Annotated in this window: 24 protein-coding genes, 3 tRNA genes and 1 riboswitch; of the genes, 16 read left to right on the top strand and 11 right to left on the bottom strand. The window is 39.9% G+C overall.

Annotated features, from left to right (window positions below; all coding sequences use genetic code 11):
• Positions 1-47: 47 nt before the first annotated feature.
• Positions 48-611 (top strand): YqgE/AlgH family protein, encoded by a 564-nt coding sequence (locus tag ACL9RF_RS00255; protein WP_422798588.1) that lies wholly within the window; start codon positions 48-50, stop codon positions 609-611.
• 250 nt (positions 612-861) lie between these two features.
• Here ACL9RF_RS00255 and ACL9RF_RS00250 read toward each other — a convergent pair.
• Positions 862-935: transfer RNA gene (locus tag ACL9RF_RS00250), tRNA-His, on the bottom strand.
• 204 nt (positions 936-1,139) lie between these two features.
• On the opposite strand from ACL9RF_RS00250, the gene ACL9RF_RS00245 reads away from it, so the two are divergent.
• Positions 1,140-1,337 (top strand): hypothetical protein, encoded by a 198-nt coding sequence (locus tag ACL9RF_RS00245; protein WP_422798587.1) that lies wholly within the window; start codon positions 1,140-1,142, stop codon positions 1,335-1,337.
• A gap of 156 nt (positions 1,338-1,493) precedes the next feature.
• Here ACL9RF_RS00245 and ACL9RF_RS00240 read toward each other — a convergent pair.
• The 3 genes from ACL9RF_RS00240 to ACL9RF_RS00230 form a co-directional block, all read right to left on the bottom strand.
• Positions 1,494-1,567: transfer RNA gene (locus tag ACL9RF_RS00240), tRNA-His, on the bottom strand.
• A gap of 118 nt (positions 1,568-1,685) precedes the next feature.
• The gene (gene htpG / locus ACL9RF_RS00235; RefSeq protein ID WP_422798586.1) at positions 1,686-3,572 is read right to left on the bottom strand and encodes a molecular chaperone HtpG; all 1,887 of its coding nucleotides are present in this window, start codon (positions 3,570-3,572) and stop codon (positions 1,686-1,688) included.
• 175 nt (positions 3,573-3,747) lie between these two features.
• On the bottom strand, positions 3,748-4,329 hold the full coding sequence (locus ACL9RF_RS00230) for a TetR/AcrR family transcriptional regulator (RefSeq protein WP_422798585.1): 582 nt from the start codon (positions 4,327-4,329) through the stop codon (positions 3,748-3,750).
• Positions 4,330-4,396: 67 nt separating this feature from the next.
• On the opposite strand from ACL9RF_RS00230, the gene ACL9RF_RS00225 reads away from it, so the two are divergent.
• The 3 genes from ACL9RF_RS00225 to ACL9RF_RS00215 all read left to right on the top strand — a co-directional run bounded on the left by ACL9RF_RS00225 (position 4,397) and on the right by ACL9RF_RS00215 (position 5,451).
• Complete coding sequence (locus ACL9RF_RS00225) at positions 4,397-4,579, top strand: hypothetical protein (protein WP_422798584.1); 183 nt, start codon at positions 4,397-4,399, stop codon at positions 4,577-4,579.
• Positions 4,579-4,980, top strand: a complete 402-nt coding sequence (locus ACL9RF_RS00220; RefSeq protein ID WP_422798583.1) for a hypothetical protein — start codon at positions 4,579-4,581, stop codon at positions 4,978-4,980. The genes ACL9RF_RS00225 and ACL9RF_RS00220 overlap by 1 nt, the downstream gene beginning before the upstream one ends.
• 51 nt (positions 4,981-5,031) lie before the next feature.
• A riboswitch (SAM-I-IV-variant riboswitch) is annotated at positions 5,032-5,126 on the top strand.
• Between the two features lie 64 nt (positions 5,127-5,190).
• Positions 5,191-5,451, top strand: a complete 261-nt coding sequence (locus ACL9RF_RS00215; RefSeq protein WP_422798582.1) for a 5-oxoprolinase — start codon at positions 5,191-5,193, stop codon at positions 5,449-5,451.
• Positions 5,452-5,499: 48 nt separating this feature from the next.
• Here the strand turns inward: ACL9RF_RS00215 and ACL9RF_RS00210 are convergent, their stop codons facing one another.
• Positions 5,500-6,609 (bottom strand): DUF2891 domain-containing protein, encoded by a 1,110-nt coding sequence (locus tag ACL9RF_RS00210; RefSeq protein WP_422798581.1) that lies wholly within the window; start codon positions 6,607-6,609, stop codon positions 5,500-5,502.
• Between the two features lie 226 nt (positions 6,610-6,835).
• On the opposite strand from ACL9RF_RS00210, the gene ACL9RF_RS00205 reads away from it, so the two are divergent.
• From ACL9RF_RS00205 to ACL9RF_RS00190, 4 genes are all read left to right on the top strand, one after another.
• The gene (locus ACL9RF_RS00205) at positions 6,836-7,429 is read left to right on the top strand and encodes a YceI family protein (RefSeq protein WP_422798580.1); all 594 of its coding nucleotides are present in this window, start codon (positions 6,836-6,838) and stop codon (positions 7,427-7,429) included.
• Positions 7,430-7,523: 94 nt separating this feature from the next.
• Entirely contained in the window at positions 7,524-8,084 is a 561-nt protein-coding gene (locus ACL9RF_RS00200) for a helix-turn-helix domain-containing protein (RefSeq protein WP_422798579.1), read from the top strand.
• 79 nt (positions 8,085-8,163) lie between these two features.
• Positions 8,164-10,326, top strand: a complete 2,163-nt coding sequence (locus ACL9RF_RS00195) for an FUSC family membrane protein (RefSeq protein WP_422798578.1) — start codon at positions 8,164-8,166, stop codon at positions 10,324-10,326.
• An 8-nt stretch (positions 10,327-10,334) separates the two neighbouring features.
• Positions 10,335-11,297: a YpdA family putative bacillithiol disulfide reductase gene (locus tag ACL9RF_RS00190; protein ID WP_422798577.1), complete on the top strand. Its 963-nt coding sequence runs from the start codon at positions 10,335-10,337 to the stop codon at positions 11,295-11,297.
• Positions 11,298-11,333: 36 nt separating this feature from the next.
• On the opposite strand, the gene ACL9RF_RS00185 is transcribed toward ACL9RF_RS00190, so the two are convergent.
• A complete protein-coding gene (locus ACL9RF_RS00185; RefSeq protein WP_422798576.1) occupies positions 11,334-11,942 on the bottom strand; it encodes a TetR/AcrR family transcriptional regulator in 609 nt (202 codons plus the stop codon).
• A 121-nt stretch (positions 11,943-12,063) separates the two neighbouring features.
• Between ACL9RF_RS00185 and murB the strand changes: the two genes are divergently transcribed.
• The 3 genes from murB (at position 12,064) to ACL9RF_RS00170 (ending at position 14,140) form a co-directional block, all read left to right on the top strand.
• Complete coding sequence (murB, locus tag ACL9RF_RS00180; protein ID WP_422798575.1) at positions 12,064-13,074, top strand: UDP-N-acetylmuramate dehydrogenase; 1,011 nt, start codon at positions 12,064-12,066, stop codon at positions 13,072-13,074.
• Positions 13,075-13,354: 280 nt separating this feature from the next.
• A complete protein-coding gene (locus tag ACL9RF_RS00175; RefSeq protein WP_422798574.1) occupies positions 13,355-13,867 on the top strand; it encodes an RNA polymerase sigma factor in 513 nt (170 codons plus the stop codon).
• A gap of 18 nt (positions 13,868-13,885) precedes the next feature.
• On the top strand, positions 13,886-14,140 hold the full coding sequence (locus ACL9RF_RS00170; protein WP_422798573.1) for a cytochrome b5 domain-containing protein: 255 nt from the start codon (positions 13,886-13,888) through the stop codon (positions 14,138-14,140).
• Between the two features lie 29 nt (positions 14,141-14,169).
• On the opposite strand, the gene ACL9RF_RS00165 is transcribed toward ACL9RF_RS00170, so the two are convergent.
• The 4 genes from ACL9RF_RS00165 to ACL9RF_RS00150 all read right to left on the bottom strand — a co-directional run bounded on the left by ACL9RF_RS00165 (position 14,170) and on the right by ACL9RF_RS00150 (position 17,645).
• Positions 14,170-15,084, bottom strand: coding sequence for a PfkB family carbohydrate kinase (locus ACL9RF_RS00165; protein WP_422798572.1), 915 nt, complete (start codon positions 15,082-15,084; stop codon positions 14,170-14,172).
• 59 nt (positions 15,085-15,143) lie between these two features.
• Positions 15,144-15,217 (bottom strand) — tRNA-Asn (locus ACL9RF_RS00160).
• A gap of 137 nt (positions 15,218-15,354) precedes the next feature.
• Positions 15,355-17,049, bottom strand: coding sequence for an asparagine synthase B (gene asnB, locus ACL9RF_RS00155; protein ID WP_422798571.1), 1,695 nt, complete (start codon positions 17,047-17,049; stop codon positions 15,355-15,357).
• A 338-nt stretch (positions 17,050-17,387) separates the two neighbouring features.
• Positions 17,388-17,645: a hypothetical protein gene (locus tag ACL9RF_RS00150; protein WP_422798570.1), complete on the bottom strand. Its 258-nt coding sequence runs from the start codon at positions 17,643-17,645 to the stop codon at positions 17,388-17,390.
• 131 nt (positions 17,646-17,776) lie between these two features.
• On the opposite strand from ACL9RF_RS00150, the gene ACL9RF_RS00145 reads away from it, so the two are divergent.
• A complete protein-coding gene (locus ACL9RF_RS00145) occupies positions 17,777-18,313 on the top strand; it encodes a hypothetical protein (protein ID WP_422798569.1) in 537 nt (178 codons plus the stop codon).
• Here ACL9RF_RS00145 and ACL9RF_RS00140 read toward each other — a convergent pair.
• On the bottom strand, positions 18,310-20,652 hold the full coding sequence (locus ACL9RF_RS00140; protein WP_422798568.1) for a BamA/TamA family outer membrane protein: 2,343 nt from the start codon (positions 20,650-20,652) through the stop codon (positions 18,310-18,312). The two genes, ACL9RF_RS00145 and ACL9RF_RS00140, sit on opposite strands and share 4 nt — an antisense overlap.
• Before the next feature lie 7 nt (positions 20,653-20,659).
• On the opposite strand from ACL9RF_RS00140, the gene ACL9RF_RS00135 reads away from it, so the two are divergent.
• Genes ACL9RF_RS00135 through ACL9RF_RS00125 form a run of 3 tightly spaced genes read left to right on the top strand, consistent with a single transcriptional unit; the run spans position 20,660 to position 23,255 of the window.
• Complete coding sequence (locus ACL9RF_RS00135; RefSeq protein ID WP_422798567.1) at positions 20,660-21,418, top strand: TrmH family RNA methyltransferase; 759 nt, start codon at positions 20,660-20,662, stop codon at positions 21,416-21,418.
• Positions 21,419-21,421: 3 nt separating this feature from the next.
• Complete coding sequence (locus tag ACL9RF_RS00130) at positions 21,422-22,597, top strand: MFS transporter (protein ID WP_422798566.1); 1,176 nt, start codon at positions 21,422-21,424, stop codon at positions 22,595-22,597.
• 4 nt (positions 22,598-22,601) lie between these two features.
• Positions 22,602-23,255, top strand: a complete 654-nt coding sequence (locus tag ACL9RF_RS00125; RefSeq protein ID WP_422798565.1) for a TatD family hydrolase — start codon at positions 22,602-22,604, stop codon at positions 23,253-23,255.
• Positions 23,256-23,333: the final 78 nt, after the last annotated feature.

Genomic DNA, 23,333 nt, shown 5'->3' with positions numbered 1-23,333 from the left:
TTCTTACTTTTGTGTAGCTTTAATTATAATATCTAATACGAATAAGTATGTTTAACGAAAACACACCTGAACAAGGACGTCTCCTACTCTCGGAGCCCTTTATCTTAGACCCAACCTTTGAACGTTCTGTGGTGATGCTGTGCGAACATACTACAGCGGGTTCTTTAGGCCTTATTCTGAACCATAAGTCTCAGTTATTGTTATCGGATATTATCGCCGACCTTAGCGGTATTGACCTTCCCGTATACCTTGGCGGACCGGTAGAAAACCATGCCTTATTCTTTCTGCACCGTGCCTACGATAAACTCAAATCGGGAACATTAATTCACAACGATATCTATTGGGGTGGGGATTTTGATCTGTTAAAAATATTACTGCAGGAAGGGCTTATTGGAGCACAGGAGATCAAGTTCTTTATCGGCTATTCAGGATGGGATCCGCATCAATTGCATCAAGAGATTGAACAGAATTCCTGGGCTGTACATCAAAAATACGATAGCGATCTTATTTTTCTTTTAGACGGAGAAGATTTATGGAAACAGGCATTAATAAGTTTAGGTCCTAAATATGCACATGTGGCTAATTTTCCTAAAAGCCCTTTTCTAAATTAAAACCACGACCATCGTATATCGAAGAGCTTTTGCCAGCAGCTATCCCGCTCCGTAATACTGCATCCCATGTTTTACTAGATGCACCCAAAGGCGGAGCAACGAAACAAAATCCTGCAGCGACCGACCCCCTTTAACCTTTTAAAGCCAAGCATCTACTACGGTTAGAACCCAAACCGTCTATTGCCGAGCCAACGGAGCGCCAGGAATATTCCGTATACAAAAAAAGGAGTCGCTAGGACTCCTTTTTTAGGGTGGATAATCGGGCTCGAACCGACGACCCCTAGAACCACAATCTAGTGCTCTAACCAACTGAGCTATACCCACCATGTGTCATAAAATCCCGCTTAGATGTACTAATATCGAGGATTTCGACAAATGTAAGACGTTTTTTTGATATATAAAAGTGCATTTTTTAGATTATTGACAAATTATGATTTTTTACAATTACATCGGATCACCAGCTCTGCAGTCCGCACCACGTAAACCCCTCCTTATCAACAACTATGGAAAAGGAATATTAAGTTGTGTGTGGAAAAAGAGCCATCAAAAAAAAGTAAAATAAAAATAAAAACCGCAAAAACAGGAAGCACGCTAGCAGCAGAAGGGTCATACGGAGGGAAAACAACTACAAGCAGGTTACCTGTTAAACCCTATATTGTCGGTTATTTTGAAAGAACAGCGTACATCCAAAAGCTAAACTCCGAGCCGTCCTACAATACATTATAAACAACAGGGCTAAGGCTTAAAATTTTGCAAAATCAAGACCTGGCTGCTAAGCCGATCACCCTACCGGAGCCCTGCTATAGAAATGCCACAGCATTCGGGTTTCCAAACAATGGGAAGGATAAAAAAAAAGCCTCTCTAAAAAGAGAGGCTTCACAGGGTGGATAATCGGGCTCGAACCGACGACCCCTAGAACCACAATCTAGTGCTCTAACCAACTGAGCTATACCCACCGTGATTTTGTGATACAAAAGTAGTATAAAACTGCATATCGTGCAAATGTTTTCAAACAAAAAATCCTCATGAGGTTTTAAACACATGAGGATTAAGACATTATTTTTTTAAATCGGCTTAAATAAGCGCTACACTACGTTTTACAAAGGATGTAAGATCCGCGCCGGTCAATAAACCACGGGATAAAAGAGCCAAATCAAAAGCCTGTTTTGCCAAAACCTGGCCCTCATCTTCCGAACTTTCCAAAATACGTTTTACCAAGGGATGGTTACCGTTAATACTCACCTTATAATTATCAGGCAAGTTACCGTAGAAGCCCATGCCCCCACCCGTCTTAGCCATATCCTTCATACGACGCATAAATTCATCTAAGGTAACAGAAACAGGCAAATCATCCGCATGTAAGGCTTCCACCTGCACGTTCATATCCGTACGATTTATGGCCTGCGTAAAGAGCTCAGATGCCTTTTTGCTTTCCTCTTCGGTCAACACCAATTCAATTTTTTCATCTTTCTGAATCAATTTATCAATGATATCCGAATCCACACGCTTCAACTGCACCTTCTCGCCTCCTTTTTGTTCCAGATATGAAGCAAAGTGTGTATCTAAAGGACCATCTAATACCAACACCTCATAACCTTTCGCTTTTGCGGACGCGATAAAACCATCCTGCTGCGCCACATCACTGCTATACAAGTACACAATGTTACCATCTTTGTCTGCTTGAATATCTTTTACCTTTTCAAAGTACTCCTTGATGGTATACTTCTCGTTATCGGTATTTTTAACTAAGCAGAAGTCATTTGCCTTCTCCGCAAACTTTTCATCGCTCAGCATGCCATATTTAATAAACAAGCCAATATCCTCCCACTTCTCTTCAAAACCTTTACGATCGGTTTTAAAGATCTCTTGCAACTTATCCGCAACTTTTTTAGTGATATAGCTATTTATTTTTTTAACGTTACCATCAGCTTGTAAAAACGAACGCGAAACATTCAATGGGATATCCGGTGAATCGATAACACCATGTAACAACATCAAGAACTCAGGAACGATATCCTTAACTTCGTCGGTAATAAATACCTGGCGCGAGTATAACTTAATTTTATTACGCTGTACCTCTAACTCATTTTTAATTTTCGGGAAATATAAAATACCCGTAAGGTTAAACGGATAGTCTACATTCAAGTGAATCCAGAACAAAGGTTCATCGGTAGAATAAGGATACAACTCTCTATAAAAAGCCAGATAATCCTCATCTTTTAATTCCGACGGAGCTTTTGTCCATGCCGGGTTTGTATTATTAATAATATTATCAACCGTGATGGATTTATATTTAGGTTTACCCTCTTCGTCCTCGCCATCCTCAACCGACGACGTTTTAGTGCCAAAGCGAATTGGTACCGGCAAAAACTTAGCATATTTATCTAAAATCTCCTGAAGTCGAGCCTGTTGTAAAAATTCGGTCGACTCGTCATTGATATGTAAGATAATATCTGTTCCACGTGTGGTACGCTGTCCCGCCGAAATTTCATAGGATGTACTACCATCACAAGTCCAGTGCGCCGCCGTAGCCCCATCCTGATACGATAAGGAGTCAATTTCAACCTGATCGGCAACCATAAATGCAGAATAAAAGCCCAAACCAAAGCGACCGATAATCTCATTCGCGTCGTTAGCCTCTTTAAATTTCTCCATAAATTCAGTTGCCCCCGAAAAAGCAATCTGATTAATGTATTTTTTTATCTCCTCAGCAGTCATACCAATACCATTATCCGAAATAGTAATGGTTTTTGCGGCCTCATCAAACTTAACATCAACGATTAAATCGCCAACCTCCGCATTATACTGACCTAAAGATGATAAACGTTTAATTTTCTGAGATGCATCCACAGCATTGGAAACTAGCTCTCTTAAAAAAATCTCATTGTCTGAGTATAAAAATTTCTTAATTACCGGGAAAATATTTTCCGTATGGATCGATATACTACCTTTTTCCTGCATATGTTTTAAAATTTTATATGTGCATTAATTTATGTAAAAAGCCTAGCAAGGCTTGTTCCAATACCCTAAATTAAGACATGATGTCAGTTTGCAACGACTTTATGACAAAGCGTAACACAAAAAAAACAATTCGCTCATTTTTTTTGTCAGCATGTGCAGCAGCACGAGGCAGCAATTAGGCCATATAAGGTTTAAAAAGCGATTCCACCGCCCTTTTATACTGTTGGAAAGCCTCCTCGCCATCATGTCTTTCGGTTAAGGCATTATGTGCAAGCCAAAAATCACTGACAATAAATAAGAGTCGAACCAAATCTTTTTGGGCTCCTGTCGACGGTAACACCCGAAATACACCTATGGCCGACAAATGCTGAAACAACATTAAAAACTGTACCTCGCGCTCTTGGGTAAGCTGGAAATAACGGTCGCGAATAGCCGGAATCCAATTTCCAATTTCCACGAAATGCAGAAACAGAAAACTGTATTTTCTATGGATGTGAAAAGATTGCCTCAGGTATTTTTCAAAACCATCCAAATCCAATATGGTGCCCATACGGAGCAAAGACAACAGCCTGTCGAATTCTTCAATCAAACCTTCAAATAAGGCTTGAATAATATCTTCCGTATGCTTAAAATGGTAATGCAGGTTTCCGGCACTAATCCCCAATTGTGCAGCAATATGTCGGGTCGTAACCGTACGAATTCCTTCGGCATTATACAGGGTCAATGCAACCTCAAGAATGCGATCTTTTGTTTTCATACCCAAAATTAGAACATTTGTTCTAATTTTGAAAACTATTTGTATTTTTGTAAAAAATAGTTGCGAAATGAAAAGGAAACAAAATTTTATTGAACGTAATATGGCGGAAATAAAGAATACACTATTTCCAGAAAACGAACAGGACAGCACCCTGCGAAAAAATGCGAAGAAATTTGGCTGGGTTATGTTTTTACTCTTAATGTTATGCAGCACCATTACTATGCTTATTGCCGTATCCTTTGCACATTAATGCGGCAATTTATCGATCCTTTTGTGGTCTTCTATGCGAGCAGCTGGTTGCTTATACGTTATACACGGAAGATGGGATGCCCAATTCCATGGCTCAACAATTGGCTTACCGACTTTGTATTTGTCCCCCTTATTTTGCATTTTATGCTGATTGTGGCCTTAACAATCGCCGGCAACCGCTTTCGTTTCCGCTTTCCGCTGGTACAAATTATGGTTGTTTGTCTGTATGTAGCTATTGGTTTTGAATATATTGCCCCGAAATACACCAGCTACAATACTGCCGACTGGGGCGATGTACTGGCATATTTTCTGGGTGGTATAGCGTTTTATTATATTCACCAGCCTTATACCCTAAGGTTACATCGCAAAAAAAACTTAAAAATCGATAAAACAATAAGTTAACTAATAAAAAAGTAAAAAAAATTTGTAATTACAAAAAAGACTACTAGATTTGTAGAGTATTCAGAATTGCACGACGCAATACCAACCGAGTGCAGTCACCGCGGTGGTAAAACAATACGGGTTTTCGACCAAAATAAACGTTTAAAAACGCTTATTTTCCAAAACAGTTCTGATACGATTTATGGTTTAACGGCTTAAATTTTAAATGGTATGTCAACTACACAACTTTATCAGCATCTCTTTGATAAGTTCAGCAGCTACAGTGTTGAGGAACTTATCCAATTTAATAACGACACCGTAAACAGCGAAGGCTGGGGCTCGAGCAAAGCAGCATTCCGGACGGCCATATTGGCTGCCTTCTCACGCAAGGGCTTAGATTTATCGCAGATCGTAAGTAAGGAAGATGGTTTCACGGTAGTGAAGTATGTTTCTGTACGACTGGAAAACAATGTACTCATTCCAAAAGAATAACCTAAATAAAAAAAGGGGCCTACCTATTACGTTTGCCCCTTTACACGTTTATTCGCCCTTACTAATGCCGTATAAGGCAAACGTACCCAACCAATGCGAGCCCATATAGTCGTCTTGTGTTGAAAGATTAGGTAAGGAAAAATCAATATGCGCTTTCGCCAACTTACGCAGGTGATACAATTTCGGACTTGTACTTGCGATACCATATAAACAGGCTGCCCTACTGTAATTTAATCCATCCAGGTGCACGAGGTGCCCATCGCTACGATCTTTAACAATGGCAGGAGCTAAACTAAAATTGCTGGCATAGATATTCGGTAAAAATTTATGAAGCCAATCCTGGTAGTCATTTGCATCCAGTATTTTAGCCATTAAATACGCCTCCTCCAAACAGGGTGACAGGAAGTCAATACCACTCGGTTCGTACGCCAAATCACAATTCACATCTTTTTCAAATAACCGCTTGCCATGCGTTATAATAGCCTCCTCAAAATCTTTATCGCCCACAGTACGCGCATAATCCAGCGACAAGGATAAGCCAAATGCCGAGTTTATATGCTGCCCGTTACGTATGGGGTAAACTAAATTAGGCAGGTAGGCTTTATACCGTTCCACCAGCAAGCTTACCAACGGCTGTAACGCCGTTTTCCACCGCTGTGCATCAGTATCCTTCCAGGTATACAGACTCTCTTGTAGCTTAAACAACCAAGCCCATCCATAGGTACGCTCGAAACTTGTATTATTTACATCATTAAAAAAGGCCATTTCTACGGCTACATGCTCGGGTGTAATATGCGAATTTAAAATCGCACGCACCGCACCCGATTTATCAAGGTCTGGAAAACGCTGCATAAGCGTTACAATAGACCAATAACCATGTACCGAAGAATGCCAATCGAAACAGCCATAAAATATAGGACGTAATGCTTTAGGCGTTTTTAAGTCGCTGACAGCGCCAATTGTTTGCCCCAGTTTATTGGGGTACTCCACAGTTAAACAATGTGTAGGCAGTGCAAATATATGCGCTGCCATTTGCTGGTCTAATGTCGCTGTATAGGCGTCATTAGCAGATTTTCCCTCCTGATTTGTTAATTGTTGGCAGCTGAGTAATGTGGCACAGATACTGGTAAAGGCTAAAGATGGTAGATATCTTTTCATAGCATGGTACAAGATTAGTTTAAAATATAAAACCAAGTTAAGCAATAATCCCGTAGGCTAAAGCGCTATTTTAATTTAGGCGAAGTAAAGGGTACACACCGGAAAGACTATAAACGACACTACCATGACAAACAAAAAACTGTTTTTTTTATTTCTTAATCTAGATTAAGTTTGGTGCTAAAAAAGACTACCACCTTTGTCGAACAAATAAAAACAACAAGAAGATATGAAATTAATTTTTAACGTAATTGCAGGTTTACTTTTGTTAACAAATGTATCCTTTGCGCAAACAAAATGGTCTGTAGATCCCGCACACAGCAACGTACATTTCGAAGTGAAACACTTAGGGATTTCCTTTGTCGACGGACAGTTCAAAAAATTAGAAGGAGCCGTAGAGTCTACAAATGACAAAGATTTTAACCTGGCGAAAATAAACTTCGGTATTGATGTGAATAGCATAGATACGCGTATTGAGATGCGCGACAAACACCTTAAGAGTGATGATTTTTTTAATGCCGAAAAATTTCCTCACATCACCTTAAAAAATGCAGTTTTAAAACGTGAAGGTAAAGGCGGGAAATATGTTTTAACCGGAGACCTAACTTTACGTGACGTTACTAAATCGGTGAAATTTGATGTGGTACAGCATAATGGCACAATCACTGACCCATGGGGCAAAACCAGAGCAGGATTTACAGCCTCTACCACGATCAATCGTTTAGATTATAATATCAAGTATAACGATAAGTTGCCTGATGGGGTACCAGCCGTAGCTGCGGATGTTAAAATTGTAGTAAACGTTGAAATTGTTAAAAATTAAGTCATAATTTTACCATTACGTAAATATATAAGGTCGTCAGGGTTATCTTGACGACTTTTTTTTATTAAGTTTATATCGCTACATAATTAGAAAGATGGAATTAGCGGTGAAAAACATGGTCTGCCCAAGGTGTATTTCGGCAGTGGAAGATATTTTAAATACCCTACAAGTCGACTATAATACAGTCGACCTTGGAAGAATACAACTTGTAAAAAACATAACTCCCGCAAAGGTAGCGGCTATAAATTCGGCGATACAAAAAATTGGCTTTGAGCTGATCTCCAATCCAAAAGAGAGCTTAGTGCAGGATATCAAAACCCATTTGATTGCGTTGATCCATGCTCCCGATAAAATTGAAAACCCTAAACTATCGGTATACCTGAGCGAGCGTTTGTCTGTATCTTACCAGACTTTAAGTTCGGTATTTTCGGCCATGGAGCATAGCACCATTGAGAAGTATTTTATCCAACTAAAGATTGAAAAAGCAAAGGAGTGGTTATCTTACAAACAGTTGTCTTTAAAAGAGATTGCCTACAAGCTTAATTATAGCAGTTTAGCACATTTAAGCAAGCAATTTAAGGAGGTTGTCGGTGTATCGGCATCCCAATACCGGGAGGAACAAATGATAAATCGCAAACACTTGGACGATATTTAGTGAAATTTTGCCGGCTGTTTTATTAAGCACATTAAAATTATTTACTTCCTTTGTATCCATAAATTTGAAGGCACAATAGATGAAGAAAACAGAAGAAATAAGCAGTTTTTTTTATGGTCAATATTTTGCTGAGGGGCTACGTATTACCTTAGGAACCATTATCCCGGTAATTGTATGTGCGCTGTTTGGTCAATTTCTTACAGGAACGCTGATTTCTTTAGGCGCTTTAATCGTAGGCCTTTCGGATACCCCCGGTGCGCCAAGCCATCGCCGCTTTGGCATGATTTACTGTACCTTAATAGGGATGGTAACGCTCACCGTCACCGCATTAGTTAACGACAATATTATACTGATGGCCATGGTTATTGCTGTATTTTCGTTTCTATTGTCTATGCTTGCCGTATTTAATGCCCGCGGTGCCACCATTGGTACCATGTGTATTCTGGTAATGCTTATCAACGTTAAGAGCAACCATCCTTTGTCTGAGGAGTTTTTATATATCGGCTACTTCGTTGTTGGCGCCTTTTGGTACATGCTTATCAGTTTCTCGATTATGCAGGTTCGCCCCTACCGCTTAGCGCAGCAGGAAATATCGGAAACTATTATTCAGGTTGCAGATTACACCCGCCTGAAGGCCAACTTTTATGATCTTAAAAAGGATATTGATGAGAACTATATAAAACTTATAGAGAAGCAGATTTCTGTCAATGTACACCAGGAAAATGTGCGTAATATTCTTTTCCAAAGCAAACGTTCGATTAAAGATACAACCAAAGAGGGGCGTTTTTTAAGTTTAATCTTTAACGATGTGGTCGATATTTTCGAGCAGAGTATGACTACACATTATGATTATGAAAGTATACGAACGACCTATGGGCCATCGGGTGTACTGGATAAGGTGCGTAGCATTATTATGAAGGTATCTCACGAACTGGATAATATAGGGTACAAAATCAACGCGAATAAAACCCCTAAACCCCTTTATGATTTTGATGCCGAGATCGAAAAATTACGCTTTGCTGTAGATGAATTCGATAGAAACAACCCGGTAACATCCTATCCTTTAAAAAAGATTATTATCAATATCCGTACGATGACAAAACATGTGCAGGATATTTTTCAATACGGACAATTTAAGCTTGTTGACTCCGAAAGTAAGGAAAACGAGGACTCCGAAAAATTCACCAAAACTGAAGCCCTAAATTGGCAAAGTTTTAAAGATAACCTAAGTTTAAACTCGTCGGTATTTCGACATGCCTTACGGATGTCTATTATGCTGTCGGGAGGGTATCTATTTTTAAATTATATCGACTACCCCAAGTTTGGTATGTATTGGATATTGCTTACGATTTTGGTTATCCTTAAACCCGGTTTCGGACTTACGAAAGAGCGTAATGTTCAGCGTTTAATAGGCACCGTAATCGGCGGTATCATCGGTGGTATAATATTAATGACTATCCCCGATCCAACGGCCAGGTTTGTAATTTTAATATTCTTCTTCCTTATTGCGTATAGCCTTTTCCGCATAAATTATATTATGGCGGTTATTTTCATGACTCCCTATGTTCTTATTATGCTGAGTTTCACAGGCGTAAACACCATAGAAATGGCCAAGGAACGTATTCTCGATACCTTTATTGGTGGTACGGTAGCGTTTTTATCGAGTTATATTATTTTCCCCAATTGGGAGAGTTTTCTGATTAAATCGAATATGCGTAATTTACTTATCGCCAACTACCATTACCTGGCGCAAGCGATACAGGCATTAGCGGGGAATGATTTAAAAAGGGCGGATTACAAACAAGCCCGTAAGGAGGTTTACATCGCTTCAGCGAATATGGGATCCACCTTTCAACGGTTATTGACCGAACCCAAATGGCGGCAACATATCACCAAGGAGGTCAATAGGTTCGTTATTTTAAACCACGTATTTTCATCGTACGCAGCAACATTTATGACGCAGTTGGTCAATGCGCAAACCGAAGACTACAACAACAGCCACCTGAAGTTGCTCTATAAGGCATTGGCCAGCATGGAAAATTCTATTGATAGCATCAGCGATCCAAGCGACGCTGCCTATAATAAGGCGAGTACTTTTGAGAAAAATGAAAGCCCGGAAACCGACTCGGCAGACGCACGCCTCATCAGAGAGCAGCTGCAGTTTTTGGTGAAAATTGCCGCGGATATACAGAAAATAACGGCAGATTTTGTTGAAAAAAATAAAGTAATAGAGAAAACATAGCTATACCTATGGAACATGTATTTGATGTATTGATTATTGGGGCGGGGCCTATCGGTATTTGCTGTGCCATAGAGGCGCAAAAGGCGAACCTTTCCTACCTTATCATAGAAAAAGGCTGTTTGGTAAACTCCCTGTATCACTATCCGATAAATATGACCTTCTTCTCTTCGTCGGAGAGATTAGAGATCGATGGTATTCCTTTTGTTACGACCAACCCGAAGCCAAAACGTGCTGAAGCACTGGAATATTACCGCCGTGTTCACCAGAAATTTAACCTCAATACGCATTTGTTTGAAGAGGTTATTGGGGCCGATAAAACCGGAGATATCTTTACCGTAACCACCAATAAAGATCGGTACACTACAAAACATATTATTGTGGCTACAGGTTTTTACGATATTCCGATGACCTTGGGTATTCCAGGGGAGAACCTACCTAAAGTGAGCCATTATTATAGCGACCCCCATTACTACGCCAACCAACATGTGGTCGTGGTAGGTGCGAGCAACTCCTCTATTGATGCAGCCTTAGAGACGTATCGTAAAGGCGCTAAGGTGTCGCTGATAATACGGGGCCATGAAATTAGTTCCCGCGTAAAATATTGGGTAAAACCAGATATTGAAAACCGTATTGCTGAAGGTGAAATCGACGTGTATTACAACAGTAAACTAACCCATATTGAACCCTTGTCGGTGCATATAGAAACGCCAACGGGCCTAAAAACCATTAGAAATGACTTTGTTTTAGCACTTACGGGGTACCAACCTAATTTTGCACTCCTACAACGGTTAGGGATTTACGTGCCGGAGGAAGGGACACGAATACCGGAACACAACCCCAACAGTATGGAAACAAATGTTAAAGGGATATACCTTGCGGGCGTCGTTTGTGGTGGGTTAAACACCCATTTATGGTTTATTGAAAACTCGCGTATACACGCAAAACAAATTTTTGAAGCTATTTTAAACTAAAAGAGGTTGCCAGGCAACCTCTTTTTAATGTATATTTTAATCTTCTTTTTTCAAGCCGCGAATAAAAATCTTAGCCAACTTTTTTTGATAACATAAGATACGATCAAACTCCTCTTTATCGGGTATAAAATCCTGCTTCAAATCTTTGACGGCAAGCATACGCATGCCAAAGGTCGCGAATAAAAAAATACGAGCAATTTCCGCACAATCCATCGGGAGTAATTCTCCTCGTTCTACCCCTTCGGCAAATACCTTCTCTATAATTTCACGCTGCTTCTCTACGCCTTTAGCTAAGGTAGGGTCAATATTCGAGGACATACTTTTACGCATAAGCATAGTATATTCTAAAATATAATAATACTTGGTAACGAATTCCATACGCTTATTTAATATCGTATCGATGGCTTTTTCTGTGCTTTGTAAACGCTTTACAGCACGTAAGGTCTCCTCCTCCAGCTCTTCACCTACGAGTTCTAATACCGCAATATAAAGGCTATTTTTGTCCGGAAAATAGTAGTATAATAATGCTTTTGAATAAGACAAATCTTTCGCAATTTCTGCCATGGTGGTTTTGGCCATACCATAATGTGAGAATCGTCGTTTTGCCGTTTCTAAAATTTTAATTTTCTTATCGTCAGAATTCATAATAGTAAGGAAATAAAATAAGTTTTTTCGATGCCTCGGTTTATCTTATCTTTACAACAAATTTTTTTAAAGGTAGCAATTAAGATTGAATTTTTACGGATTAAAGTCAAAGGTAGCACGCGTGGACATACAAAACAACATTTCGCTTCAGGAGTTAAATACATTTGGAATTTATGCTGCAGCAAAGCAGTTTGTGGAAGTAAAAAGTGAAAATGACCTTTTCGCTCTTTATCAGAACCATATATTCCAGGAGAAATTTTTTATTTTAGGCGGAGGCAGTAATGTGCTGTTTACGAAAGACTTTGAGGGTACAATTGTTAAAATTGCAAACAAGGGAATACAACATTTTATTGAAGGCTCCAATATTTTTGTTACCGCTGCTGCCGGCGAGGTATGGAACGATTTAGTATGGTATTGCATAGACCATAACTTCCCGGGCTTGGAGAATATGGCCCTAATACCGGGTACTGTAGGTGCTTCGCCTATACAAAATATTGGTGCTTACGGCGCCGAGTTAATGATGTTTTTTTACAGCTGCAGAGCCTTTGATACATACACGGGAGAGTTTCAAACCTTTAGCAATAAAGATTGTGCCTTCACCTACCGGGATAGTATTTTTAAATCGAAATATAAAGGTCGGTTTATTATTGTGTCGGTAACCTATAAACTCCATGTCCATCAGCAAAAAAATACCAGCTATGGTGCCATTGAAAAAGAACTGGAAAAACGCAAAATCACCAATCCGACGATCAAAGATATTGCAGAGGTAGTATCGCATATACGCGTAGAAAAGCTACCCGACCCTAGCACCGTAGGCAATGCGGGGAGTTTTTTTAAAAACCCTGTAATACCTACAGCACAATTTGAAGCCTTGCAGGCGGTATATCCTACAATAGTAAACTACCCGATGGAAAATAATCAAATAAAACTTGCTGCCGGATGGCTTATTGAGCAATGCGGCTGGAAGGGTAAGGAAATCGGGGAAGTTGCGGTATGGAAAAACCAAGCGCTTGTGCTTACCAATAAGGGAAAAGCAAGCGGCCAGGAAATATTTCAGGTTTCCGACTTTATAATCCAAGATGTGCAGGCTAAGTTTCAGGTAACTTTAGAGCGAGAGGTCAATATATTATAATTTTTTATTAACAATTGTTAATAACTATCGAACCGTCTTATCCAAAAAAGTCGATTCAGCGTTCTTAAAACGTAACATCGTTTCAAATTTATTCATTCATAACAAAAATTTAATCTTAAACGATAATTTTTAGCACAATGTTTGCGCAATAGTATTACAGAACCAAAGTTCATTGTAAACTTTTTAAATAGCATACATTTTGCAACTATCCCTGTAAATGTGCACCCTACAGGGACAGGTTATTAAAATTATATTGTTTAACGTATTAAACCGAATAACCATGAACAAATTTGAATTTAACAATCTTATTGTTAGGCACTCTGATTCCCTAAAATCTTATGCACGCAACTTCACCAAAGATACGGAAGATGCAAACGACCTTGTTCAAGACACCTTACTCAAAGCCGTAACCTATTTCGGTAGCTTTCGAGAAGGAACAAACCTCAAAGGTTGGTTATATACCATTATGAAAAATACCTTTATCAACAACTATCGGCGAATAACGAAATCCAATAGTTTTATAACCAAGGAAGAGGATATTTCAAATGCTAATCTGGTAGGTTCTGCCACACGGAACCTGGGCGAAAACAAATTTATCCGCGAAGATATCAATAGCGCCTTGGATAACCTAAGCTTAGAATATTACACGCCCTTTACCATGTATTTCGAAGGTTATAAATACCATGAAATATCCACGTATTTAAACATCCCCATAGGAACCGTTAAAACAAGAATTCATATTGCCAGAAAAGCGATGAAAAAATCCCTCGCCATTTATAATTACTATGCCTAAGAATGGTATTTTTGCCGTATGCAGGAGACAAAGAATACAGCTGCGCTACCCGAATACAGCAAATCGCAGTTGGCCTTAAGAAACGGACAGGACAGGCCTCAGATATGCGTATCCTATCAGGGACTTATATACGATGTAACAGGAAGTAGGCTTTGGAAGAAAGGTATGCATTACGAACATTGGGCAGGGCAAGATCTTACTGCTGAGCTTAATGATGCCCCACACAATGCGGATGTATTTGCGAAATTTGAGCTTATAGGTAAACTAATTTAGACGCTCTGTAACGCTATTTAAGGGTATTGTTAATCCAACTGAAACTGCGATAAGTGTACAAATTGTTTTATACGGTCAGCAATTTCGTCCTTATGCAGCTCTTGTAAGCGTTCGGTACCAAATTTTTCGACACAGAAAGAAGCTAAAGCCGAACCATATATAATAGCATTCTTCATATTATTGAAGTTTATGGTTTTAATCTTCGCCAAGTATCCGATAAATCCACCAGCAAAAGCATCGCCAGCACCTGTTGGGTCAAAAACATCAGCCAATGGTAATGCTGGTGCAGCGAAGATCTGGCCTTCACCAAACAACAGTGCACCATGCTCACCTTTTTTAATAATAAGGTATTTAGGGCCCATTGCCAGAATAACTTCAGCAGCTTTTACCAAAGAATACTCGCCAGATAATTGACGCGCTTCCGCATCATTAATAGTCAGCACATCGATGCGCTTCAGCACAGTTTTTAAGTCCTCCAACGCCACATCCATCCAGAAATTCATGGTATCTAAAACCACCAATTTCGGTTTGTTATCTAAGCGATTTAACGTATCTATTTGAATCTGCGGCGTAAGATTTCCCAATAACAAGTATTCGCAATCTTGGTACGATGCCGGAATTTTAGGATCAAAATCACCCAATACATTCAACTCTGTTGCCAAAGTATCACGGCTATTCATATCGTTGTGATACTTCCCTGCCCAAAAGAAAGATTTTCCACCTGGAATAATTTCTATTCCTTCGGTTTGAATACCCCTGCTTTTAAAGATATCTATATTAGCGCCAAAATCTTCGCCTACCACACCTATCACTTTCACCTGGTCGAATAAATAAGAGGCTGCTAAACCCGCATAGGTCCCTGCACCACCAACAATTTTATCTGTTTTTCCAAAAGGTGTTTCGATGGCATCAAAAGCTACCGAACCTACAATAACTAAACTCATGATTAGTATATAAAGTATGTAAACAAAAAAAAACCGGCATTAAGCCGGTTTGTGTGTTGCTCCTGAAGCTGGGCTCGAACCAGCGACCCTCTGATTAACAGTCAGATGCTCTAACCAACTGAGCTATTCAGGATCTTTGTAGAAGTACTTCCTTCTTCTAAAGTGATACAAAGATAGAATTAATATGATTATGCTCCAAACTTTTTTTGCATTTTTTATGCATTTCAAGCAAAAAAAAGTGCCTTGAAAGGCACTTAAAGCTGTAAATTATTAATTTACAATAACATCCGTTTTTTCTTTTTCATAACTTTTTTCATGCACCGAAGCTACAGCCCGCCCCGAAGGGTCATTTAAGTGCTGAAAAGATGCATCCCAAAGCAATGCTTCCGGCGTACTACAGGCTACAGATTTCACAGAAGGCACCGTTAAAGCGGCCGCTTCGGAAGGAAAATGGCTTTCAAAGATAGACCTATAGAGATATTCCTCTTTATTTTTTGGCGTATTAATCGGAAAGCGTGCCGCTGCAGCACCAAATTCGATGTCTGTAACCATTTTTTCGGCCTGATCTTTTAAGGTATCAATCCAACTATAACCTACACCATCCGAAAATTGCTCCTTTTGGCGCCAAGCAATATCCGCGGGAAGGTAATCTTCAAAGGCTTTACGTACCACCCATTTTTCCATCTTGCCATCGCGGATCATTTTATCGGCCGGATTTAAACGCATCGCTACATCCATAAATTCCTTATCTAAGAACGGTACCCGCCCTTCTACCCCCCATGCTGCCAAAGATTTGTTGGCACGTAAGCAATCGTATAGATACAGTTTCTTTAGCTTCCGCACCGTTTCCTCATGAAATGCCTGCGCATTTGGGGCCTTATGGAAATAAAGGTATCCACCGAACAACTCGTCGGACCCTTCCCCCGAAAGCACCATTTTTATACCCATAGATTTAATAACCCGTGCCAGTAGATACATGGGTGTAGACGCCCGTATGGTTGTCACATCGTAGGTCTCTAGGTGATAGATTACATCGCGTATAGCATCTAAACCCTCCTGAATGGTAAAATGTACCTCATGATGTATTGTTCCAATAAAGTCGGCAGCCTTTTTCGCTGCCTTTAAGTCTGGCGCTCCTTTTAAACCCACAGCAAAAGAATGAAGCTGCGGATACCAGGCATCCTCCTGATCGCCCGATTCCACGCGCTTAGAAGCAAACTTTTTAGTTATAGCTGCAATAACCGAGGAATCCAATCCTCCAGACAATAATACGCCATAAGGCACATCCGACATTAGCTGACGGTGAACTGCAGCCTCTAAGGCCGTACGCAGTGCATCCAGATCGCTATGCCGCTCCTCTACCGCAGCGTAAGACTCCCAATCGCGGCTATACCATTTTGTGGGTTCCAAGCCCGCTTTACTATATACATAATGCCCCGGAGGAAATTGAGCGATATCGACACAAAATCCTTCCAAAGATTTTAATTCTGATGCTACAAAAAACTGCCCCAAGCTATCCGTACCATAATACAGTGGAATAATGCCCATATGATCGCGGGCAATAAAAAAACTATTGTCGCGAGCATCATACAAGGCAAAACCAAATATCCCATTTAACTCTTCCACAAAACGAGGACCTTTTTCTAAGTATAAAGCTAACACAACTTCAGAATCAGAATTGGTGGTAAAATTATAATGAGGCATTGCATTACGAAGTTCCTGATGGTTGTAGATTTCACCATTTACAGCCAATACCACCTGCCCATCGGGACTATATAAAGGCTGACTTCCAGATTTGGGATCGACAATAGCTAAGCGCTCATGTGCCAACATCGCTGAAGGGGAGCTATAAATGCCCGACCAATCTGGTCCACGATGACGAATACGTTTTGCCATCTCTAACACCTGAGGTCTTACTTTATCCTCTCCCTTTACAATTTCAAATGCTCCTATAATACCACACATAATTTACCTTGTTTTTGTGTTTAAATAATTTATACAACAAAGTAAGATATTAAAAAACTAAAATCATAACAAAATTTAATTTTTATTATGATTTTAATATTCATTATGTATTTTTATTACAATTTTAATATTAAATACAAATTTTACCTATGTTTTTATAAATTTAATAATTTATAATAGGTTACCGGAGAAAACAAATTTTTAGCAGAAAGGAAAGATCTGGATAGCTTGAAGCATATCGTTGCTAGACCTGGAAAAGAAATCAAAAAAAAAGAGCAATACCTGCAGGTATTGCTCTTTCATTATTAAAAAAAGGATTAAATATTAAATCTCTGGGGTTACTTTTTATTTCCGAAACCTAAGATGGCAAATACCACTTTAAAAGCGATAAATGAAGCTACCAAAAGGGCAACATTGGCTAAGGTAGAGAATACAAAAGTTAGCTGATTTAAAGAAGAAATCACATCGGGTACAAAACGTACGAATACACCAAACAAACCAATAATAATGGCAATAGTCAAAGTAACATAATACTGCGTCTGATTTGCGTTGTTATCTGTCTTTTTAGGCTGTCTTTCTACTGCTGTATTTTCCATGTTGTTGAAATCTTATTTTTTTACTGCCACAAATGTACAAAGTATATCCAAATTAAAAAAACAAATCCTAAATTAATAACAGCGCCAACGACCAATACTTGAATAATTTAGTATACTTGCAGCATAATAATATGAAAGCATATATCCTTACTTTAATAGGTTTGTTGTGTGTATCACTAGGCTGGGCCCAGGGAAAGTTGCAACGTATAGATAATTTTATGGTTAAAGAGAACCTCACTGCCAATGGTAAAGTAGCCATTATAGCGACCGATTCTTTAGATCAAGCCTTAGAAACGATAAACGGCACATTCAAATTCAGCATCAACGGATTTGAGCAGAATCTTGCTTTTCATAGTGGTATTGCCGTTGCTGCCGACCCTATTGATGGTTCTACTTTTGCTTATTTTAAACATAAAAACCAGGAAAACTCTACTGGAAAATTATACTTCCTCTATAAATCAGACAGCAAAATAACACCGATAAAAATCAATGGCCTGCTGTTGCTAATTATTCCGGCTATCATTCTATTAATTGCCTATGCTTTTAAGCGCCTGATGAGCACTTTTATTGTGTTGGCCATCATTTACGGATACTTCTCGTTTAGCAAAGGTCTATCTTTAGGCCATTTGTTTGAGAGTGCCACGCAAATTCTAAAAAGCTTTTTTTAAAACGGCAAGCCTACGCTAAAATTATATTGGATAAAGCTATAGCGGTCAGGACTATTCGTCTGGTAGTAATTGGCTTTAAAATCCTTGGCATTAAAGAAATGTTTAATGACCCACTGCTCCTTAGGCGCAAATTGTGGGTCTTTAATTTTTATGCCGGCATCCAAACGGATAACAAAATAGTCCATATCAAAACGAAGTCCAAAGCCAGAACCTATGGCAATCTGGTTGAATAGCTTGTTCCATACAAATTCGCCATTTTTATTGGGCGAATCGGCCCTCAGCCGCCATATATTCCCCATATCGACAAAGGTAGCACCATTCATTTTAGCGCCGAGAACATTATTCAAAATACGGAACCGGTATTCTAAATTAGACTCCAACTTAATCTCGCCCAACTGATCCAGGTTTCTTAAGTTTAGGCGGATATCTTCTTTAATCGTTTCGCGATTATAATTTCCTGGCCCCAGGGTACGTGCCTGCCATGCGCGGATACCGTTGATACCGCCGGCGAAGAAGCTTTTTTCGAAAATCAATAATTTTGAATTGTTGCCATAAGGCAATGCCACGCCACCGTTAAAGCGGAAAACAAATTGCTTGTTTCCCCCTAAATGGCGATACAACCGATAATCGACTTCCCCTTTTATATATTGCAGGTAGGTAACACCAAAAATCGTTTTCATGCCATCCGGATTTTCACGAAACTTAAACACCGAACTTAGTAACCCTAATGCGTTTCCGCTGGCATCCACACTACCGCGGATAAACGAAAAGTTGCCCAACTTAAAAAGTTTAGCCGCATTCCAGGTAACGGAATACTGCGCCCCTAACCCAAAATACTGCCTATCGTTGGACTCTAAATACAGCTGATACCCTTCGTCTTGCAAACGCGCCTTAAAATCAGGGTCAAACCTACCGTCTCTATACTCCACCACCAAGGGAGTATAGCTATGCTGCAAATTTTTGCGTTGCCACCAGCTATAGTTTAAGGTATTGATAAAATAGCGATTCGAATAGGTTTTATCCTGGTTAAACAACTGTAAACTGGAACTAAAAGTTGTTTTTGCCAATCCATAACGTGCAGTGCTGCTTACCGAAAAGGGCAACATCAAGCGGGGAACAACGAGGTTTACACCGACTTGGAAATCATTGTTAAAGATCTTTTTCTGCAAGGAGCCATCCAAACGCGGATCAAACAGCACGCCGTAGCGTAGTTTTACCTCCAATAGTTCGGCGCCACCGAAAATATTACGATGCGAAAAGGTATTACCAATGTTAAACCCACTCATGCCCGAGCTAAACGTAAATTCGCCCTCCACCTGATTGGCCATCAGCGATCGAGGCACCAATTCGTAGGTAACATTCAGCTGTGTAGAATCTACCTTCTCATAGTTTATTTTTACACTCCGGAAGCCATTCATCTCGTACAGCCTATCGTAGGATAAATTTTCGTTACTAAGATTATACCGCTGTCCGGGGCGTAAAAAAGCATATCGCGCTATAGGCTTAAGGCGGTATAACCCGGTTTCATCGGAAAAATCTATCCCCGACAGGGAATCTTTATACTGCACGAATTTTGGCTTCATGCCCGCTAAGCTTTTTATTTTTACGGACACATTATTCAAGCGGTACTGCCGGTGTGCCCCCTTCTCAGGCTTTAAAATACCTAGGGTTAAATCCGCCTTATCGCCGACCATATTGGTGTCTATGCCGATGCGCATGTACTGCCGTAAAAAATCATAATAACCTTTATTTTTTACGGCCAAAAATAAGCGTTCACGCTCTTCTAATAATTTTGCGGCATCGTACTGCTCGCCTTTAACAATCGTGGTTGTAGGCAGCACCTCCTGGTTGTAAATATCGCCCAGCGCCTTGTCTTCAAAATCGTAATGTAAATTATGAATATAAAAAGGAGCCTGAGTATCGGTTACAAAATCGATAACAGCCTTTTTCTTTTTTATGGTCACCTGAGGTTTTACCTGCGCGTTAAAATAGCCCTTGGTTTGTAAAAAACGTTGGATTTGTAAAGCCGAAAGCTCTACCAACGAAGAATCCAGCAATCGTGGTGCCTCGCCAACCTGCCGTATTTTATCGCTCTTATAGGCACCATTCTTGGTATTGAAAACATTGTAAATAGTAAGATTTAACGGAGAATTTGGTCGTATTTCATTGGAAACATAGAGCCCTGCCTGCTCCTTCAGCCCTAAAGGAATACCGGATGTATGCACCTGCTTTACCAAGGTTTGGTCGGCATCTAAAAATTTTGCAGATCGACAACCACCTAATATTAACAACAAAAGTGTTATACTTGCAAAAAATAAAATTCTTCTTTTTTTACCCATTTATTCTATGTTGTCAAAAGCACAGATCAGTATAGTTAACGCACTTCAGCACAAAAAATTCCGCACCCAACATGGTCTTTTTATTGTTGAAGGTATAAAATCTGTTTTAGAGTTTGTAAACTCCTCTTATCAGGTACAAAAAATTTATGCTACCGCAGAGGCGGTTACAAAATTGGGTAAAATACCCCATAAAATAAAACTTGAAGAGGTAAGCACGCATGATTTCGAGAAAATAACGGCATTAAAGAGCCCTCAGGGGGCATTAGCATTGGTTGAACTACCAAAAGCTGATGCTGCATTATCGGAGGATGTATTGAAAGGAAAACATTCTTTGGTTCTTGATGATGTGCAGGATCCCGGCAATCTAGGCACCATAATCCGAACGGCCGAGTGGTTTGGCATACGCCACATCATCTGCTCTATAGGTACAGTAGATGCTTACAACCCCAAGGTAGTACAGGCTACGATGGGATCTTTAAGCCGCATAAACATCCATTATTTACCTTTAGAGGATTTTTTAGATAAATATCGTTTACCAACATTCGGGGCTTTACTCGACGGTCAGGATATATACGCTACTGATTTTGGTAACGAAGGGTTTATAATTATGGGAAATGAAGGTAAAGGCATCCGCAAAAGCATTATAGACAAAATAGACAAGGCAGTTACCATTCCCCGAATTGGCGATGCCGAGTCGTTGAATGTTGCTGTGGCCAGCACCATTTTCTGTTCGGAGCTTACTAGACAGAAAAAATATCCAAAATAAAATATGGAGCACGTCGAAAATAAATCCATATACACCTTACAGTTTGGTCTTTTATGTTTAAGCTCGCTGTTATTTTCAGCCAGCTTTAATATGATTATTCCGGAGTTGCCAAACTACCTGTCTGCCTTGGGCGGTGCCGAACATAAGGGGCTTATTATATCGCTGTTTACCCTTACCGCAGGTATCTCTCGCCCATTCAGTGGCAAACTAACCGACAAATGGGGGCGTGTGCCTGTTATGGCAATTGGCTCTATCGTTTGTGTAATATGTGGCTTCTTATATCCCCTATTAACCACGCTATCCGGTTTCTTTATGTTGCGTTTAGTGCATGGTTTCTCTACGGGATTTAAACCTACAGCGACATCCGCCTATGTAGCCGATATCATTCCGCAGAACCGTTGGGGCGAGGCGCTGGGTATGCATGGCTTATGCTTTAGCATTGGTGGTGCTATTGGCCCCGCAATAGGGAGTTATATCGCGTTAAACTCGGGTATAAACAATATGTTTTATGCCTCCTCGGGTTTTGCACTGCTATCCATCATCATTGTTGCCAATATGAAGGAAACATTAGCAAAGAAACAACGGTTCTCCCCTAGTATGTTACGCATTTCACGAAGTGATATTATCGAAGTGCGTGCGCTACCCGCTGCTATAGTAACTTTTTTTTCTTATTCAGCCTACGGCGTTATATTAACCCTGATTCCCGATTGGAGCCAACATCTAGGGATTGCCAATAAGGGTTTATTTTTCACTGCGTATACGGTCGCTTCTATTGCTATACGTTTTGTATCGGGCAAAGTCGCCGATAAATTCGGCCGCATCAAGGTAATGTTTGTCGGTTTGTTGATCATTACCTTATCGTTACTGGTGTTGGGTTGGGGCGACAATATTGAAGGACTGATTATCGGTGCTTGCATATATGGAATCGGAACGGGGATATTATCTCCAGCATTAAATGCATGGACCATAGACCTATCGTTGCCGCAGTATAGGGGTAAGGCCATGGCGACCATGTATATTGCTTTGGAAGCGGGTATCGGTGGTGGAGCATTGCTGGCGGGCTATGTATACCACGATGTGCTGACCCGAATACCGTATATTATGTATGCGAATGCTTGCGTTACAGGTATTGCCATAGTTTATATTGTATTCTGGAATGCTAAAAAGAATAGGACATAAAATTATGGAAATTCCTTACCTAGATATCCACACCCATACAGTGCCAAAGCAGCCTGCTATATTTGCTTTGCGCAACAAAATTATTGGTCGCGAAAGTATAGACGAGGCTGTTTGTTCTGCGGGTATACACCCCTGGTACTTGGATACGGATCTGGAAGCACAGCTGTTAACCTTGGAGGAGGCTCTTACACTACCACAGGTTATTGCAGTAGGCGAATGTGGCCTGGATAAGCTTTGTGCTACGCCCTGGGATAAACAGCTGTATATTTTTGAGCAACAAATACAGCTCGCCAATCGGGTACAGAAACCTTTGATTATTCATTGTGTTAAGGCTTACCAAGAGGTAATGATGTTATTGGAGCAGCACAGGGTTTCCGTTCCTGTAATTTTTCATGGCTTCCATAAAAAATTGCCCCTCGCGCAAACCTTACTCAAGAAGGGATATGTGTTAAGTTTAGGTCCTTCTATATTAAAGGCGGGACAAGACAGCCTTATTAAAACCCTCCCCTTAACGAATTTCTTCCTGGAAACGGATGATAAACCTGTTTCTATAGCAGCAATTTACGCCTACTTTTGTTCTGTTCGAAATATTTCTATGGAAACACTAAAAACTCAACTTGCGCAGAATTTATCGCGCCTATTCGATTACAGCATTTAAGCATGCATGACTAACCTATCTTTCTTCAAATAAAACAAACACCTTAATAATCAATGCTATACATTCTGAATAGCGAAC

Source organism: Sphingobacterium sp. Mn56C (assembly GCF_049319645.1).
Taxonomy (GTDB): Bacteria; Bacteroidota; Bacteroidia; order Sphingobacteriales; family Sphingobacteriaceae; genus Sphingobacterium.
This window is presented reverse-complemented; position numbering and strand designations above follow the sequence as displayed.

What these genes read in the sequence shown, in the direction of transcription:
- ACL9RF_RS00255 (WP_422798588.1), top strand. Translation starts at nt 48, where the DNA reads ATGTTTAACGAAAACACACCTGAACAAGGACGTCTCCTACTCTCGGAG.
- htpG (WP_422798586.1), bottom strand. Translation starts at nt 3,572, where the DNA reads ATGCAGGAAAAAGGTAGTATATCGATCCATACGGAAAATATTTTCCCG.
- ACL9RF_RS00230 (WP_422798585.1), bottom strand. Translation starts at nt 4,329, where the DNA reads ATGAAAACAAAAGATCGCATTCTTGAGGTTGCATTGACCCTGTATAAT.
- ACL9RF_RS00225 (WP_422798584.1), top strand. Translation starts at nt 4,397, where the DNA reads ATGAAAAGGAAACAAAATTTTATTGAACGTAATATGGCGGAAATAAAG.
- ACL9RF_RS00220 (WP_422798583.1), top strand. Translation starts at nt 4,579, where the DNA reads ATGCGGCAATTTATCGATCCTTTTGTGGTCTTCTATGCGAGCAGCTGG.
- ACL9RF_RS00215 (WP_422798582.1), top strand. Translation starts at nt 5,191, where the DNA reads ATGTCAACTACACAACTTTATCAGCATCTCTTTGATAAGTTCAGCAGC.
- ACL9RF_RS00210 (WP_422798581.1), bottom strand. Translation starts at nt 6,609, where the DNA reads ATGAAAAGATATCTACCATCTTTAGCCTTTACCAGTATCTGTGCCACA.
- ACL9RF_RS00205 (WP_422798580.1), top strand. Translation starts at nt 6,836, where the DNA reads ATGAAATTAATTTTTAACGTAATTGCAGGTTTACTTTTGTTAACAAAT.
- ACL9RF_RS00200 (WP_422798579.1), top strand. Translation starts at nt 7,524, where the DNA reads ATGGAATTAGCGGTGAAAAACATGGTCTGCCCAAGGTGTATTTCGGCA.
- ACL9RF_RS00195 (WP_422798578.1), top strand. Translation starts at nt 8,164, where the DNA reads ATGAAGAAAACAGAAGAAATAAGCAGTTTTTTTTATGGTCAATATTTT.
- ACL9RF_RS00190 (WP_422798577.1), top strand. Translation starts at nt 10,335, where the DNA reads ATGGAACATGTATTTGATGTATTGATTATTGGGGCGGGGCCTATCGGT.
- ACL9RF_RS00185 (WP_422798576.1), bottom strand. Translation starts at nt 11,942, where the DNA reads ATGAATTCTGACGATAAGAAAATTAAAATTTTAGAAACGGCAAAACGA.
- ACL9RF_RS00175 (WP_422798574.1), top strand. Translation starts at nt 13,355, where the DNA reads ATGAACAAATTTGAATTTAACAATCTTATTGTTAGGCACTCTGATTCC.
- ACL9RF_RS00170 (WP_422798573.1), top strand. Translation starts at nt 13,886, where the DNA reads ATGCAGGAGACAAAGAATACAGCTGCGCTACCCGAATACAGCAAATCG.
- ACL9RF_RS00165 (WP_422798572.1), bottom strand. Translation starts at nt 15,084, where the DNA reads ATGAGTTTAGTTATTGTAGGTTCGGTAGCTTTTGATGCCATCGAAACA.
- asnB (WP_422798571.1), bottom strand. Translation starts at nt 17,049, where the DNA reads ATGTGTGGTATTATAGGAGCATTTGAAATTGTAAAGGGAGAGGATAAA.
- ACL9RF_RS00150 (WP_422798570.1), bottom strand. Translation starts at nt 17,645, where the DNA reads ATGGAAAATACAGCAGTAGAAAGACAGCCTAAAAAGACAGATAACAAC.
- ACL9RF_RS00145 (WP_422798569.1), top strand. Translation starts at nt 17,777, where the DNA reads ATGAAAGCATATATCCTTACTTTAATAGGTTTGTTGTGTGTATCACTA.
- ACL9RF_RS00140 (WP_422798568.1), bottom strand. Translation starts at nt 20,652, where the DNA reads ATGGGTAAAAAAAGAAGAATTTTATTTTTTGCAAGTATAACACTTTTG.
- ACL9RF_RS00135 (WP_422798567.1), top strand. Translation starts at nt 20,660, where the DNA reads ATGTTGTCAAAAGCACAGATCAGTATAGTTAACGCACTTCAGCACAAA.
- ACL9RF_RS00130 (WP_422798566.1), top strand. Translation starts at nt 21,422, where the DNA reads ATGGAGCACGTCGAAAATAAATCCATATACACCTTACAGTTTGGTCTT.
- ACL9RF_RS00125 (WP_422798565.1), top strand. Translation starts at nt 22,602, where the DNA reads ATGGAAATTCCTTACCTAGATATCCACACCCATACAGTGCCAAAGCAG.